The 15,397-nt window shown below is 42.5% G+C and carries 15 protein-coding genes and 2 pseudogenes; 9 read left to right on the top strand and 8 right to left on the bottom strand.

Annotated features, from left to right (window positions below; all coding sequences use genetic code 11):
• Nucleotides 1-181 precede the first annotated feature (181 nt).
• From AAC147_RS15935 to AAC147_RS15920, 4 genes and pseudogenes are all read right to left on the bottom strand, one after another.
• Nucleotides 182-915 (bottom strand): annotated as a pseudogene (locus AAC147_RS15935) (AAA family ATPase); the annotation flags it as partial.
• A gap of 4 nt (nt 916-919) precedes the next feature.
• Nucleotides 920-1,141: a hypothetical protein gene (locus AAC147_RS15930; protein ID WP_052189585.1), complete on the bottom strand. Its 222-nt coding sequence runs from the start codon at nt 1,139-1,141 to the stop codon at nt 920-922.
• A gap of 37 nt (nt 1,142-1,178) precedes the next feature.
• A pseudogene (locus AAC147_RS15925) lies at nt 1,179-2,246 on the bottom strand (tyrosine-type recombinase/integrase); the annotation flags it as partial.
• A 185-nt stretch (nt 2,247-2,431) separates the two neighbouring features.
• Nucleotides 2,432-3,295, bottom strand: coding sequence for a YicC/YloC family endoribonuclease (locus AAC147_RS15920; RefSeq protein ID WP_047682795.1), 864 nt, complete (start codon nt 3,293-3,295; stop codon nt 2,432-2,434).
• Nucleotides 3,296-3,434: 139 nt separating this feature from the next.
• On the opposite strand from AAC147_RS15920, the gene rph reads away from it, so the two are divergent.
• Nucleotides 3,435-4,196, top strand: coding sequence for a ribonuclease PH (gene rph / locus AAC147_RS15915; protein ID WP_047682820.1), 762 nt, complete (start codon nt 3,435-3,437; stop codon nt 4,194-4,196).
• An 84-nt stretch (nt 4,197-4,280) separates the two neighbouring features.
• Nucleotides 4,281-4,922 carry an orotate phosphoribosyltransferase gene (gene pyrE, locus AAC147_RS15910; RefSeq protein WP_047682793.1) on the top strand — a complete coding sequence of 214 codons (642 nt, stop codon included), beginning with the start codon at nt 4,281-4,283 and terminating at the stop codon, nt 4,920-4,922.
• Between the two features lie 269 nt (nt 4,923-5,191).
• Here pyrE and slmA read toward each other — a convergent pair whose 3' ends face one another.
• From slmA to coaBC, 3 genes are all read right to left on the bottom strand, one after another.
• Nucleotides 5,192-5,791 carry a nucleoid occlusion factor SlmA gene (gene slmA, locus AAC147_RS15905; protein ID WP_047682790.1) on the bottom strand — a complete coding sequence of 200 codons (600 nt, stop codon included), beginning with the start codon at nt 5,789-5,791 and terminating at the stop codon, nt 5,192-5,194.
• A 154-nt stretch (nt 5,792-5,945) separates the two neighbouring features.
• Entirely contained in the window at nt 5,946-6,404 is a 459-nt protein-coding gene (gene dut, locus AAC147_RS15900) for a dUTP diphosphatase (RefSeq protein ID WP_047682787.1), read from the bottom strand.
• Complete coding sequence (gene coaBC, locus AAC147_RS15895; RefSeq protein WP_047682784.1) at nt 6,382-7,611, bottom strand: bifunctional phosphopantothenoylcysteine decarboxylase/phosphopantothenate--cysteine ligase CoaBC; 1,230 nt, start codon at nt 7,609-7,611, stop codon at nt 6,382-6,384. The genes dut and coaBC overlap by 23 nt, the downstream gene beginning before the upstream one ends.
• A 256-nt stretch (nt 7,612-7,867) precedes the next feature.
• Here coaBC and radC point away from each other — a divergent pair, with 256 nt between their 5' ends.
• From radC to AAC147_RS15860, 7 genes are all read left to right on the top strand, one after another.
• Nucleotides 7,868-8,560 carry a RadC family protein gene (radC, locus tag AAC147_RS15890; RefSeq protein WP_047682781.1) on the top strand — a complete coding sequence of 231 codons (693 nt, stop codon included), beginning with the start codon at nt 7,868-7,870 and terminating at the stop codon, nt 8,558-8,560.
• A 262-nt stretch (nt 8,561-8,822) separates the two neighbouring features.
• Nucleotides 8,823-9,059, top strand: a complete 237-nt coding sequence (rpmB, locus tag AAC147_RS15885) for a 50S ribosomal protein L28 (RefSeq protein ID WP_038239873.1) — start codon at nt 8,823-8,825, stop codon at nt 9,057-9,059.
• A gap of 11 nt (nt 9,060-9,070) precedes the next feature.
• Entirely contained in the window at nt 9,071-9,238 is a 168-nt protein-coding gene (gene rpmG, locus AAC147_RS15880; RefSeq protein ID WP_010847629.1) for a 50S ribosomal protein L33, read from the top strand.
• Nucleotides 9,239-9,403: 165 nt separating this feature from the next.
• Nucleotides 9,404-10,516: a glycosyltransferase family 4 protein gene (locus tag AAC147_RS15875; RefSeq protein WP_047682777.1), complete on the top strand. Its 1,113-nt coding sequence runs from the start codon at nt 9,404-9,406 to the stop codon at nt 10,514-10,516.
• Between the two features lie 198 nt (nt 10,517-10,714).
• Nucleotides 10,715-11,704, top strand: a complete 990-nt coding sequence (locus AAC147_RS15870; protein ID WP_047682774.1) for a glycosyltransferase family 9 protein — start codon at nt 10,715-10,717, stop codon at nt 11,702-11,704.
• Nucleotides 11,705-11,720: 16 nt separating this feature from the next.
• The gene (locus AAC147_RS15865; protein WP_047682772.1) at nt 11,721-12,827 is read left to right on the top strand and encodes a glycosyltransferase family 4 protein; all 1,107 of its coding nucleotides are present in this window, start codon (nt 11,721-11,723) and stop codon (nt 12,825-12,827) included.
• Nucleotides 12,824-13,999 (top strand): glycosyltransferase family 4 protein, encoded by a 1,176-nt coding sequence (locus AAC147_RS15860; protein WP_047682770.1) that lies wholly within the window; start codon nt 12,824-12,826, stop codon nt 13,997-13,999. Before AAC147_RS15865 ends, AAC147_RS15860 begins: the two co-directional genes overlap by 4 nt.
• Before the next feature lie 68 nt (nt 14,000-14,067).
• On the opposite strand, the gene rfaL is transcribed toward AAC147_RS15860, so the two are convergent.
• A complete protein-coding gene (gene rfaL / locus AAC147_RS15855; RefSeq protein WP_052189584.1) occupies nt 14,068-15,330 on the bottom strand; it encodes an O-antigen ligase RfaL in 1,263 nt (420 codons plus the stop codon).
• Between the last annotated feature and the right edge of the window lie 67 nt (nt 15,331-15,397).

Here is a 15,397-nt window from a genome sequence, read left to right as displayed (position 1 = left end):
GGGCGACCATAGATTTTATGTTCCTCACTGCGAAAACAGGTGAGGAATTGATGATTTTTTATCCTTAAAAATCAATTTGTTTTGTGTTCCTCACTTTTTCTGTATATATGCGAGAAAAGTGAGGAATACGGTGAGGGGTAAAATCCATTTCCTCACAGCACCTCACTTTCTGACTCACTTTTTAATCTTCATTATTCCGGTTAACAATGCTGAGTTCCTGCCCGTTACGAATAATCAACCTGTCTTGCTCTAACTTGGTTAACCAGCGACTGAAATTCTTCACATTCGCGCCCATTGCCTTTAAATCATCACGGACAAGAGCAACGCTACAAGGTTCTTTCAGGGCAGTGCGTGACCGAATGCACTGCCATAATGCTGTGTGGTTATCGGTTTTATTGGAAACATGACCGATGTCTTCTTCTTCAACCGGATCACGTGGTTTGTCAATCAGAGCCAGTGATGTAATATCCTCACCGTCTTTATCAGTAAAAAGCTCCACCACGCGCATATCATAGGCTTTGGTTTCAGGTTCTTCGGCATCTTTCATTTTGGTACAGGTGATAACCAGTGCGCCTTTTTTCCCTTCCCGGTTGATCCGATATTCAACATCCAGCGCAGCACGAAAGGCACTGGAACCCCTTGCGCCTTTGCTTTCATCTTTGCCGGAATGGTGAACCACGAGAATGCTTGCCCCTGTCTTGGCTTTTAATTCATTACAACCCCGAACAAACGCGCCCATATCTTTTGAATCATTTTCATCAGCCCCACCAAAACAGCGGGCGAGGGTATCCAGAATAATCAGGCGGACAGGTTTACCTGTTTCACATTTAACCTGTTGGGCGGTAATCACCAGTTTATGCACTTCAGCAGGCGAGACCGGAAATACTGGCTATTGATCAGATACATATTTTCAACCGTCTTAATCCATACCTAACTCAATCAGAGTTGTATTGGTGTGTTCTAAATAATAAAGGTGCTCAAGCTGAAACTCGCTCATAGCATCACGGGGATCGCCAATAATGCTATGTTGTTGCTCCCACTGTTTAGCTGTCAATCCAGCCAGAACAATACGGCTCAGCATATTTGATTTATTGGTGTAATGGCGTGGCAATGTCGTTTTTTCCAGCTCGATACGTGCCATTTCCAACGCTGAACACATGGGTTTAAATGTATTAGTTCAGATTAGTTCTGACAGTGCGTCTAAAGTCGTGAATCGTGAAGTTAGGGATGCTAGCAGGTAATGTACGTCTTACTTTGGCAAGTGCAACGGGTAGGGTGGTTTCCTGAATATGTGGGATCATGCGGTGTTGCATTTTTCTTGCTGGTAGAACGTACTGGCTACCACAAGACATTGGTTTTAATTCCATAAACCAATCGATAACTTGTGGACATAGAGGAATATCTACCGCATCACCGTTTTTGCTACGTTCTGCTGGAAAATGCCAAATACCATTAGCAAAATCGAATTCCTCCCAACGAGCAGCGCATAGCTCCATTTTGCGCAAACATAGAGCAAGTAGTATCTTAAAGCTGATTTCATTCTGGCGGCTGATTGTAGATGTTCTGAACGCTCTCAGAACAATGATTAGTTCTTCTCTGGTTAACCATCTATCGCGTGATACTTCTTTCCCGCCTGCATCCGCAACTTCAAACGCTGAACAGGGGTTAACATCAATGATCTGACGCCTGATACCATAATCAAATATGCGTCTGACCCATCTGAGAACATCTGTTGCTATGGTTGGTGCGCCCCTATCAACGATGCTTTTTAGTATTTCATCAATATGGAAGGGTTTAACATCCTCGATCTTCATGTCACCGATACGCGGGTTAATATCTTTATCTATACGTCTGCGTAATATGTCGGGGTGTTTCCAGCGAGGAAGTATCTGGCGCTCGAAGTACTCGGCTGCTAGGTCTGAAACTTTGATAGCATTCTTTTCAGCTTCAATTTTTGCCAGTGCTTCGGCTTTGCGTTCCTGTTTCTCCATCGCAACGTCATAGCCTAGTGACACACGGGCAGATAATTCTTTTGTTATCTCTCTGGCTTTAGCAAGGGATATATCAACATATGAACCAAGCAATACGGATCTGCGTTTACCCGCAAATTTATACCTGAAACGCCATACAGGAATTTTATAGTTTTCTCTATAGCTCAGATATAAGCCATTCCCGTCTGTTCTACCTTCGAATCTTTCCCCTGACTTTATCCATGCCCTGATCTGCTTATCTGTGAGTTTTGGCATTGAGTTATCTCCCATTACTAAGTCGGGTACACCTAAAATAATTTCTAACATCCTAGGTGTACACCTAGGTGTACACAATAATCATGCGCTATTGTGATTCACTCTGCAATGCTCTGATAGTAAAAAAGCCAGTCTATACAAGGTATATTCTGGCTTTGTGGTATGTTGTGAACTACTGTGAAACGTTATTCAATATTTTGAATCTGTTCTCTCATCTGCTCAATCAACACTTTTAATTCAATCGCAGAATTAGTCACATCCGCATTAATTGATTTTGATGCCAATGTATTCGATTCGCGGTTAAATTCCTGCATCATAAAATCGAGGCGGCGGCCGACAGCTTCTTTCTTTTTCAGAATATTACGAGTTTCTTTGACATGAGCATCCAAGCGATCCAGCTCTTCTGCCACATCAATACGTTGAGCCAATAAGATCAACTCTTGCTCAAGACGGTTATTTTCCAACTGAATCTGGGCTTCTTCCAACTTGGTTTGTAACCGTTCACGTTGCCATTGCAGGATGGCTGGCATCTGTACACGGACCTTGCTGACTTCCTCAGTTACGGCATCCAAACGTTGTTCAATCAGTGCGTTAAGCGCTTGGCCTTCAGTTTCTCGGCTTTGGATAAAGGCATCCAGCGCCATATCGAGTTCTGCAAGCAATTGTGTGCTGATGGCATCCAGATCTTGTTCTTCGGCAGCCATTACACCCGGCCAGCGCAGAATATCTACAGGGTTAATTTCCCCTTCATTGCTCAGTTGTTTAATCCAGCCTGCTGCTTCAACAAGTTGTTTGGCCAGATTTTCATTAAGAATCAGTGTACCCTGAGCGCGGATATCCAGCTCAAAACGTAGGTTACATTCCACTTTGCCGCGAGTCAGGCGGGAACGGATACGCTCACGGATGACTGGTTCCAGACTTCTGAATTGCTCTGGCAGACGAATATAAGTTTCCAGGTAACGTTGATTGACAGAGCGCAATTCCCAGGCTGCATTTCCCCAATCTCCCTTGATATCTCGCCGCGCAAAAGCGGTCATGCTACGGATCATAACTCATTCCCAATTTATAAAATGATGAATGATTATAACGTTCCAGGCAGATGCAGGATAGGCATTCGCCACGTTAGGCCGTATAATGCGCCCCCAATAAAGTATTAACAGCGGAGAGAACACTATGAGCCTGGTAGGAATGCGTCCGGCAGGAAGAGCGGCAGGGCAGGTTCGTCCTATTAAAATAACCCGTCATTACACTAAACACGCAGAAGGTTCTGTGTTGATTGAGTTTGGGGACACCAAAGTGTTATGTAATGCCTCCGTTGAAGAAGGAATTCCACGTTTTTTGAAAGGTCAGGGGCAGGGTTGGATCACGGCAGAATATGGTATGTTGCCACGAGCGACAAATACCCGTAACGCCCGTGAAGCCGCTAAAGGCAAGCAAACTGGTCGTACGATGGAGATTCAGCGTCTGATCGCTCGCTCACTGCGCGCTGCCGTAGATTTGAAAAAACTGGGTGAATATACCATCACGTTAGATTGTGATGTCATTCAGGCAGATGGAGGCACGCGTACCGCCGCTATTTCCGGCGCATGTGTAGCTTTGGTAGATGCGCTGGATAAGCTGGTTGCTAATGGCAAACTGAAAGAAAGCCCGTTGAAATCAATGGTAGCCGCAGTTTCTGTTGGTATCGTTGATGGAGAGGGGCGTTGTGACTTAGAGTATGTAGAAGACTCTGCGGCTGAGACTGATATGAATGTCGTCATGATGGATGATGGACGAATGATTGAAGTTCAGGGCACGGCAGAAGGTGAACCGTTTAGTCATGATGAATTGCTGTCATTACTCTCCCTTGCGAAAGAAGGATTGGCAACTATTTTTGCCGCGCAGCGAGATGCGCTAACGCAATGTTTTCCAAAAGAAGATTCTCTAAAACAAGATGAATTGAAAAAATAAATGGATCAGGCGGCTGAAGAGTCGCCTTTTTTATGTCTGAGATAATGGCGATAAGAATCAAATGATGCACAAGAGGAGAACCCCATGAAAGCCTATCAGCGCGAATTTATTGAACTGGCACTGGAAAAACAGGTGCTGAAATTTGGCGAATTTACGCTGAAATCCGGTCGTCAGAGTCCGTATTTTTTCAACGCAGGGTTATTTAACACCGGACGTGATTTGGCATTGCTTGGCCGTTTTTATGCTGCGGCATTGCAGGATAGCGGTATTCAATGCGATTTGCTATTTGGACCAGCTTATAAAGGTATTCCAATTGCAACTACAACCGCAGTGGCGTTGGCGGAACATCACGATATTGATATGCCTTATTGTTTTAACCGTAAGGAGGTAAAAGATCATGGGGAAGGAGGAACACTGGTTGGCAGCCCATTACAAGGAAGAGTTGTGGTAGTTGATGATGTGATCACAGCAGGAACCGCTATTCGTGAATCAATGGAAATTATCAAACAACATGGTGCAACGTTGTCTGGCGTTATTTTGTGTCTGGATCGTCAGGAGCGTGGACGGGAAACACTTTCGGCTATCCAGGAAGTTGAGCGTGATTATCACTGCAAGGTCTTCTCTATCATTACCTTGAATGATTTGATTACCTATCTGCGTGAAAACCCAGAAATGCAGTCTTATTTAGAGGCGGTGGAAACTTACCGCAGAGAATACGGTATTTGATAGTTCGTTCTGGTTGATTGCTCTGTAAAAATTACAGACTAAAAAAATCCCTCGCCCAATGGTGGGCGGGGTGAGTAGTAGAAATGACATCCCGCAGATAATGTGGAAGGAATGTCATTACTGAGCGATTAGGTAGTCAACTCAGCTAGCCAAAGCATGTTAACACAAATTTATACAAAAAACGTTAGTGAAAAACGCATGTTATTATTTCCATATCCTGTCATGAAAAGATCCCAGAATAAAAAATGTGCGTAACAGGTTTGGGAAATTTATTGTAGTTGGGTCAATATCAAGGGCCAGCGTATTTCAAATTCTTTCGTCGGTCGATAGCGGAACTCAGAGCGAACAAAACGAGAGAGCATGCCTTCACAAAAAGCCAGTAATTGTGATGCTAATATAGTTTCGTCATAACTGAACCCTTGTCCATCCCGTATTTTTTTCTCTTTTAAGATTTGGCGAAGCTGTACTTCAATACGCTCAAACAGTTGGTTGATACGGTTTTGTAATCTGTCTTGTTCAAACATCAGGGCATGGCCTGTCATGATACGGGTTAAACCTGGATTTTTTTCTGCAAAGCCCAAAATGAGGATCAGGATTAACCGAATTCGAGGAATGGTCTCTTTTTCATCTTGCAAAATCAGGTTGATGCGAGAAATTAAAGAGTCTTCAATAAACTCAATCAGGCTATCAAACATCCAGGTTTTGCTTGGAAAATGACGATAAAGTGCAGCTTCAGAAACTCCAACGTTGGCGGCAAGTTTTGCAGTTGTAATACGCTGGCTGCCATCGCTGGATTCAAGCATATGTGCCAGTGCCTGCAAGATTTCTTCACGTCTGTTTTTCTTTTTTGTACGTTCTTTTTCTGCCATGTGTGGTAAACCCCTGCTAAGACAGCAAAACAAATCCAGCGATACCCTTTATCTTCCAAGTCAAGACTTGAAAGATAAAGGGTATACATTTTGCCCATGTTGATGATGGGCAAAAATATAAAAGTTGGTTGACGGTATCAGGCTTTATGGAAAGTTATTGACGACCGGAATGACCAAAACCACCAGCTCCACGTTCTGTGCTCTCAAAATCTTCAACCAAATTAAATTCAGCCTGTACAACGGGCACAAAAACCATTTGGGCAATACGTTCGCCCGGTTCGATGGTGAATGTCTTATCACCACGGTTCCAAACAGAAATCATCAGTTGCCCTTGATAATCAGAGTCGATGAGCCCTACCAGATTACCAAGCACTACACCATGTTTATGACCCAAACCTGAGCGGGGAAGAATGACCGCAGCCAATTGTTCATCCGCGATATGGATAGCAATCCCTGTTGGCAGAAGTTCGGTCTGGCCAGGTGCCAGTTCCACTGCGTTATCCAGACAAGCACGTAAATCTAAGCCCGCAGAACCAGGAGTAGCGTAGGTCGGTAAAGGAAATTCTTGCCCGATGCGGGGATCAAGAATTTTAACGTCGATTTTTTTCATCATAGCGTTTGAATATCTCGTCTAATAAGCGGTGGCTGAGTTGTAATTTATTACTGTGCGGTAAGTTAATGCGGCCATCATGCCAGAACAGATGTAATGCATTAGTATCACTGTTGAAGCCATGTTCAGCCAGAGATACATTATTCGCACAAATCAAGTCCAGATTCTTCTGCTTGAGTTTTACGCGGGCGTATTCTTCCACATTCTGGGTTTCGGCTGCAAATCCAACGACAAAGGGACGATGTTTTTCCATTGCTGCAACATTCGCTACGATGTCAGGATTTTTGACTAATGTATAGGTGATTTCATCACCCTGTTTTTTGATTTTTTCATCTGATATCTGCTTGAAACGGTAATCAGAGACGGCAGCACAGCCGATGAAAATATGTTGTGAAGCTGCGATTGCTTGCACTTGCTCGTGCATTTCCAATGCGCTGGTTACGTCAATACGTTTGACATTTTGAGGCGTAGTCAGATTGACAGGGCCTGCAATCAGTGTGACTTTAGCTCCACGTTCTGCGGCTGCCTGTGCGATGGAGAATCCCATTTTACCGGAGCTATGGTTGGTAATAAAACGGACAGGATCTAAGGCTTCACGAGTTGGCCCGGCTGTAATTGTTATTTGCAGGCCCATTAAATCTTGAATAGGGTTAAAAAGTTGCGTTGCCAGTTCGACAATCGCCATAGGTTCAATCATTCTTCCCGGCCCTACGTCGCCACAGGCTTGGCTTCCCTCATCCGGCCCCCAAATCAACACATTACGTTCTCTCAGTATATTGAGGTTATGTTGGGTGGCTTGTGCACGGTACATTTGCTGGTTCATCGCAGGAACGACCGCCAGGGGGGCTACTGAAGCTAAACAGATAGTTGTGACTAAATCGTTTGCCATACCAATACTTAACCGAGCTAATAGATCTGCCGTCGCAGGAGCGAGAATAATCAAGTCAGCCCATTTTGCCAGCTCAATATGCCCCATCGCCGCTTCTGCTGCCGGGTCTAAAAGATCGTCAGAAACCGGGTAACCTGATACAGCCTGTAATGTCAATGGGGTAATAAAAGCTTCTGCTGCCGGAGTCATCACGACGCGTACCTGAGCACCATAATCACGTAAACGCCGTACTAACTCTGCTGTTTTATAAGCGGCGATACCTCCACTGATGCCGAGCACGATATGCTTACCAGAAAGCCCTTTACCGGAAAGTTCTGCCATTCTGATTGTCCACCTGTAAGTTACAATTACTCAAGATTCTATCATAAGAAAATAGAGTGTTGAGCATATGGCGTTGAGAGCTCTTGTTCTGTCGCTGAGAAATACTAAGTTTGCGAAGCGCTACGCAAACCATACGCACAAGACTGGCGGTGATTTTTTCATCATGGGATATTGATGATGTGGATATTAAAGCCATAGGGTGTCATCTTCATGGCTGTTAGCCAGCCAGCAAAAGATATTTAAGGGAGGAAGTAGAATGGATATCACAATAGTGGAAAAAGACGATGAATTGCATTCAGATCTTGCTCCCCGAGAGAAATTGCTGGCGTATGGTGCGGTTGCTCTGACGGATGCGGAGTTGTTGGCCATATTTTTACGCACAGGGGCTAGAGGTGTGCCTGTTGTAAAAATGGCGGAACATCTGCTGCAATCATTTGGCTCATTATATCACTTGCTTTCTGCCGATTATGCTGATTTTTGTGCGCATAAAGGCATGGGTGTGTGCAAATATGTTCAGTTACAGGCGGTGTCTGAATTGGCAAGGCGTTTTTTCTCCAGCCAATTTATCCATGAAGATGTTATGAGCAGCCCTGCCGCGACTCAACGTTATTTGCAGGATTTATTGTCCTGGCAGGATCGGGAAGTTTTTGTCGTGCTGTTTTTGACAAATCAGAATAAAGTGATTTGTCATGATGAGATGTTCAAGGGAACAATAAACAAAGTTGAAGTCCATCCGCGTGAAATCGTAAGACAGGCGGTTAAAGTTAATGCAGCATCTATTATTCTTGCTCATAATCACCCTTCCGGTAATCCAGAACCTAGTCTGGCAGATAAACTGGTGACAGAAAAAATCATTGATGCGTGTAATTTAGTCGGTGTTAAGGTTTTGGATCATATTGTCATAGGCAAACAATATTGCGTTTCTTTTATGGAAAGAGGTTGGATTTAATACGGTTTTTTCACGAACCGGTCAGATCTTAGTTGTGCGGGACTTGAGCATCAGCGAATGAGGGCGTATACTACGCCACCTTTGAGGATCTTGGGCTTGGCGAGAAGAGCCTATCTCAGTGAGTTTTTGGCTGAGAAAATGTGATTCTTTTCAGTAACGTTCTTTATCAGTAAAGAAAATTTGCTGAGATGGGCTCCTAAGCCTGACGAGGCGGCCATACCTAATACAAAGCTCGAGCTGATTTGATTTTTGGAGAATAGACATGTCCCGAGTCTGCCAAGTTACTGGCAAGCGCCCTGTGAGTGGTAACAACCGCTCTCACGCATTAAATGCGACCAAGCGTCGTTTTCTGCCTAACCTGCACTCTCACCGTTTCTGGGTTGAGTCTGAGAAGCGTTTTGTAACTCTGCGTGTATCTGCTAAAGGTATGCGTGTGATTGACAAAAAGGGTATCGATACAGTTCTTGCTGAACTGCGTGCCCGTGGTGAGAAATACTAAGGAGCTGAAAAATGGCTAAAGGTATTCGCGATAAAATTAAACTGGTTTCTTCTGCTGGTACTGGTCACTTTTATACCACTACGAAGAACAAGCGTACTATGCCTGAAAAACTGGAAATGAAAAAATTTGATCCAGTTGTTCGTCAGCATGTAATGTACAAAGAAGCTAAAATCAAATAATTTTAGTGGATTTAAAAAACCCAGCGAAAGCTGGGTTTTTTATACCTAAAATACACCAATCCCTCCTTAATCTTAAACTTGGTTATCGGTTACCCGTGAACGTAATATGACGTTCAGTTATACTAACGCTTTTTGATATATGAACTGTCAGGCGTGGCTCAGAAAATGACTAGAAAAACCTTGAATATCTTACATACGGAATCGTCGCGTGGTTGGGGAGGGCAAGAGATTCGTATTCTGACGGAATCTCAGGGGATGATGCGTCGTGGGCATCATGTTGTTATCATTTGTTGCCCAACTTCGACACTTTACCGTGAAGCTCACCATTATGGTGTTCCTGTCGTTGCGTTGCCAATTGAAAAAAAACGTCTTTCATGCTTTATGGCAATGCGCCGTTGGTTGAAGGCTGAAGGCCATCGGTTTGATATCATTAACACTCACAGTTCTACTGATTCTTGGCTGGTAGCTGCGGCATGTTCCACATTAAGGGGAATGCCACCAATAGTTCGAACCCGTCATGTTTCCACCAATGTTTCAACCTCCATAGCGACCCGCTGGCTCTATTTGAAATCCTGCCAGCACATTGTGACAACAGGGGAGAAGTTGCGCCAATATCTCCATACGAATAATGGCTATCCGCTATCTCATATGACATCTGTACCGACAGGTATCGACTTGACACGTTTTAAGCCTGAAAATAAACAACTGTGCCGCCAGCGTATTGGAATTGCAGATAAACCGACTCTGGGTATTGTGGCGACAATGAGAACCTGGAAAGGGCATCGTTACCTGTTGGATAGCTGGAAAATACTTCATCAACGCTATCCTGATTGGCAATTACTGTTTGTTGGAGATGGCCCACAACGAAAAAATCTTGAGCCCAGGGTTAAATTAGAAGGACTGACGGATAGTGTCATTTTTCTTGGTAATCGTCAGGATGTTCCGGACTGTTTAAATGCGATGGATATTTTTGCATTGCCTTCGTTTGGAAATGAAGGGGTCCCACAAGGTATCATGCAGGCAATGGCGTGCGGATTACCCGTGGTCTCTACATCAGTGGGCGCTATCTCTGAAGCTGTGATTGATGATGAAACAGGCTATGTTATTGAACCTAAATGTATTGAACAACTAACTGAAAAATTAGATCTGTTAATGAGAAATGCAGATGTACGTTTGCAGATGGGAAATGCTTCATTTAAACGAGCCACACGTTTGTTCAGTATGGATAATATGTTAGATAAAATGGAGTCTATTTTTGTTGTTAGTGATAATCATTAGTGGGAGATCGTATTGTTTTGCTCTCATATTACCATTTTATCTAATATGTGACTAATATACTATAAGTGAAATAGAACAAATGAAATAAAACTCTTGTTTGGCTTTTGTATGGAACAATCTATTCAATATGTCCTAAATAACTTTGATGTATGTTCTCTTGAGTTGGTCTCTGAGTGGATAATTTTATAATTCATTATTATGCAACCTAAAAACATTTTGATTATCAATATTGCACGTTTTGGTGACACGTTACTTGTAACACCGGTAATTCGGGCTTTAAAGTTAAACTGGCCAGAAGCCAATATTGATGTATTGGCGCATAAAAGAACAAAAGAGATCCTTGAGAATATTGATGAAATCAATTCAATAAATGTTTTTTCAAAAGGAAAAGCGAAGTGGGTTAGTTGGTTTTCTCGTCAGAGTTATGATTTGGCATTAGTATATAATCATGATAAACCTTTACTACAATATGCCAGACGAAAAGCAAATCGGGTTGTTTGCTTTTCTGATACATCCCGCAAAACCCCAAATGAATTGCTTATAGAAAAACCCCAAAAACTTATGCAGGCTCAGCAGGAAAGGGCATTGTTAGCTAATGCGTTAGGGATTGAGATTTATGATTGGCGGTTGCAGTATTGTGTGAGTCAAAATGAAGCAGAATATGCGAGTTCTTTTCTCCGGCATTATGGGTTGGAAGATAAACTAAGGATTGGTTTTCAACTACAAAGTTTTCCTGCGAAAGCTTACCGTGATTGGCCTGTAGAATCTTTTTATGAGTTAGCCCAGCGTATTTATGCTCGTTATCCTGCTGCCCACATTTTACTGTTGGGTAGCCAGGATGGGGCGGCAGCGGCAGAAAGATTATCTGAAATGTTGGGAGTACAGAGATGTACATCTCTGGCGGGTAAAACGACGATGCGCCAAAATGCGGCGATTATGAGCCAACTTAATTTGTATGTTGGTGTTGATACCGGGACGACACATTTGGCAGGAGCATTAGGGATCCCAATGGTTGCCATGTACCATAGTTTCCATCCTGGTCGTTTTCTTGCTCCACAACAGCATGCAAAATTGGCTGTGATTGAACATCCAATAGATTATCAACAGGCAACCCGTCAAGATAACATGTCAGACATATCAGTAGAACAAGTCTGGGATTCAGTGAAAAAAATACTAGAAGTTCAATAAAAGGATAATAAAAACGATGAAAATAGGATTTATTGATGTCACCGTTACCATGTCCTATGGTGGTATTCAAACGGCGGTCTGGGAGCTGGCTAAAGCTTTAACAGATGCAGGACATGAGATCCATATTTTCGGCGGAATAGGTGATATCAGGCCTGAGTTGAAGGATCGGAATATCTGTGTGCATACTTTCCCATTTATCCCCAGAGAACGAGTAATCAATATTGGCCGTCGTTTTCAACGTATTGTTGAACGCTACTCATTTGCCCGTCATGCCCGTGAAACAGTGATTGCTGAAAATTTCGACTGGGTAATATTGACTAAGCCTTTTGATTTCTTCTGGCCCAGAATGATGCCAACCAACTCCCATACTAAGTTTTGCTATATGAGTGGGGGAACCAGCTTTTTTAAAGGTGACAGAATATTAGGGAAAAAAATATCGGCATGGGTTGCTTGCAGCCATTTTAATGCTTGGCAGATCCAGCATCATTTCAAACAATTTCCAAATGTTATCTATAATGGTGTAGATGTTGATAAGTTCAAACCTGCCAATTCTGATGTCCGCAGCCGGCTAGGGATTCATGAAAATACATTTCTACTGACTTTTGCTGGTAGGTTAGTCGGATGGAAAGGCATGAAAATTGCTGTTGATGCGATGGACTTGTTACGTGATAAGGATGTAAAACTGTTAATTATTGGAGCAGGTGAAGAACTGAAACGGCTTGAAAAAAAAGCGGCGGAATTAAAGTTAGGACAATCAATTATTTTTCATCCTCCTGTTGGTCATGATCAGTTACCTGAGTTTTATGCTGCCGGGGATGCAGGGATCTTCCCAAGCATTGGTGATGAAGCATTTGGTATTACTATTGCGGAGGCAATGGCATGTGAGCGACCTGTCATTGCCAGTTATATTGGTGGTATACCTGAAGTGGTAGGAAATGAGAATCAGTCCGGCATTCTGGTGACGCCCGGTGATGCAGAAGCTATTGCTGGAGCTGTTAATCATCTCTTGTCTTTACCAGACAGAGGAAAAGGAATGGGTAAACATGCTCGTCAGAGAATTGAAATGATGTATACCTGGGAGCATTCGGCGGGCCGTTTATTGGATACGATAAAAAAGTCATGAAGATTGCTTATATTGATCCCTATCCTGTACCTGATTTTCGTGTTGCTTCACTGCAAATTTTGCAGAATGTGGATGCTTTTGCCCGTCAGGGTCATCAAGTCAGCCTGATTACACCAGCGGGTCAAAATGGTGTAGAGGAGATCCTTGGTAGAAAGTTGCCAACATCTGTTGCATTGATCGCTTTACGCGATGTGCGCCGTAAGTGGTATTTCCCCATCAATACGCAAAAATTATTTTATTTTCAGGTTTCCCGTTGGTTGCAAGAACATCAGGTCGATGCCATTTTTACTCGTAATATTAAAATGGCAAATTATCTCTTGCATAAGCATCCTGATATTCCACACTTCTTTGAAAGTCATGAAATTTTTTCTCAGTCTTTTAAAGAGTCCCATGACTTGAATAAACGGGCTAATAAGCGCAAATATTCTAGGCTCAGACAAATTGAACAACAGGTTTATCATCGTGCCCGGACTGTTTTTGTTCTGACTTCATTACTACGTGACGATATTTATACAGAATATGGGGTTAAAACCCCGATTATCGTTGCACCTGACGGTGTTGATTTGTTAGCCGTTGAAGCGACAAAGATGACATCTTCGGGCAAGCAATACCAGAAAGGAGAAACAACACAGGTATTGTATTTAGGTAGTTTGCATCGCTGGAAAGGCGTACCTACTGCGATGAAGTCTATGTGTCACCTTAATAATGTTGTATTGAATATTGCTGGTGGAAATAGCACGCAGATTGAACAACTCAAATCTGTAGCTCAACAAATTGGCGTAAGTGATCGGGTTAATTTTCTGGGGTTTGTCCATCCTAAAAACCGTTTCCAAGTCATTGCAGATAATGATATTTGCATCCTGCCATTGACAAAAACCAGTATTGGCAGCCGCTATACTTCCCCTCTTAAACTTTTTGAATATATGGCGATGGGCAAACCCGTTGTTATTTCTGATCTTCCTTCCATTCGTGATGCGGTTGATGAAAACGCGGTCAGCTTTGCAGACAGTGAAAATGCGACAAGTTTCGCACAACAGATTCAACTACTGATTGATAACCCAACTGAAATAATGGCTAAAGCAGAACACTCTCAGAGATTAGTCGCGGAGCAATTTAATTGGGATCAACGGGCAAAGTTGATTATGCAAGTGATAGAAAAAAATCTGTTTTGATGAATGAAAGTCAAATAATGGGACACCAGCCCGTCTCATTTATTGGATATGGGCTGGTGTATCTGAAATTAGTGGTTTTTCTGTGCTATTCTGGTTTCTTTTTGGGCGCTATATAAGGCGATCATTAATCCCAATAAGATACCTATTTCATTAATATAAGCATTTTCAAACATCCCCCTGACGATAAAAATACCAATAAATGCGGCAAGCATAATGATACCCGCTTGTCGGATTATGCCACTATTTTGACGTATGATTTGGCTTCCGGTAAATATTGCTGAGAATGTCATTAATAGTGTGGTTATTAGACCCAGGACGCCACCGGCAAACCAAAGCGATAAAAATACATTATGTGGTCCAATCGAAGTTCTGTATGTCCAGTCAGGATAATCGGCAACACGACTATTATAAACTTGGTGATATACCTGATTACCGAAACCATAACCTTTGACAGGGTTTTCCATAATCAACTGCCACGCAGAGCCTTGGGTTCCATTACTATAGCGGTGGCTGCTATCAGTTTGGGTAAGCTTATAAAGCAGTAATTTTGTGGCAGGATTCGATGCTGCCGACCAATGAGTGATCCCGGCCAATAATGCCAGACATATTGCCGCAGCAATGGTGATTTTCCATTCTCTATTAATCACAATAATAAACATTGTGGCTGCTACGATAGCAACCCAGGCACCACGAGAAAGTGTTCCAAGCAATAAGAATAGGCTGATGGCTGAAGCGATAAGCAACAATAACCAACTCAGTAAAGAATGTTTTTTCCATAATGCCCAAGTACATAACAACACAGGAAAATAGAAAATAAATCCGTATGAAAACTCCCGGTGATTAAAATTAGTAAATGGCATTTCACCTGTTGAATCGTAATTGATAATGTATTTCGCGAGATCGGTCAGTGAAATAGCTAACATACCAATAATAAAAGCAATCAAGATCATTTTTGCAATGTGTTGTTTACTTTCCTGATAGAGCACAATGGGAAGTGTGAAACTAAACAGCAGCAGGCCATTTAAGATAGGCTTATTCATCTCTTTGAAACTCAATGCAGGATCAATCGAAATTCCAATAGAGTAGAACATTGCCAGTATAAACAGCAAAATGGATAAAAAGAGAGAATTTCGTAGTGAGTTTATCACCTGACGAAAATCGGTTACCAGATAACACAGTGCTGTTATGCAGATCAGGATCATGACAAGATTTTTATATCTTGTAATATCTGGCAGATAAACAAGAATAATGTACAGTCCAATAATAGATAAGTTCCACAGGGACTTTTTATTTTCGATTATGTTTAGCCTATTTTTGATATCAAGAAGCATGGGGCGGCCTATTCTCTCAACGATTTTGACTGGATTTAGCTATAAATAATACATGAAAACGGTATCG

The organism is Xenorhabdus sp. NBAII XenSa04 (assembly GCF_963866145.1).
Classification (GTDB): Bacteria; Pseudomonadota; Gammaproteobacteria; order Enterobacterales; family Enterobacteriaceae; genus Xenorhabdus; species Xenorhabdus indica.
Note: the sequence above shows the minus strand (reverse complement) of the source record. Positions and strands in the feature narration are given on the sequence as shown.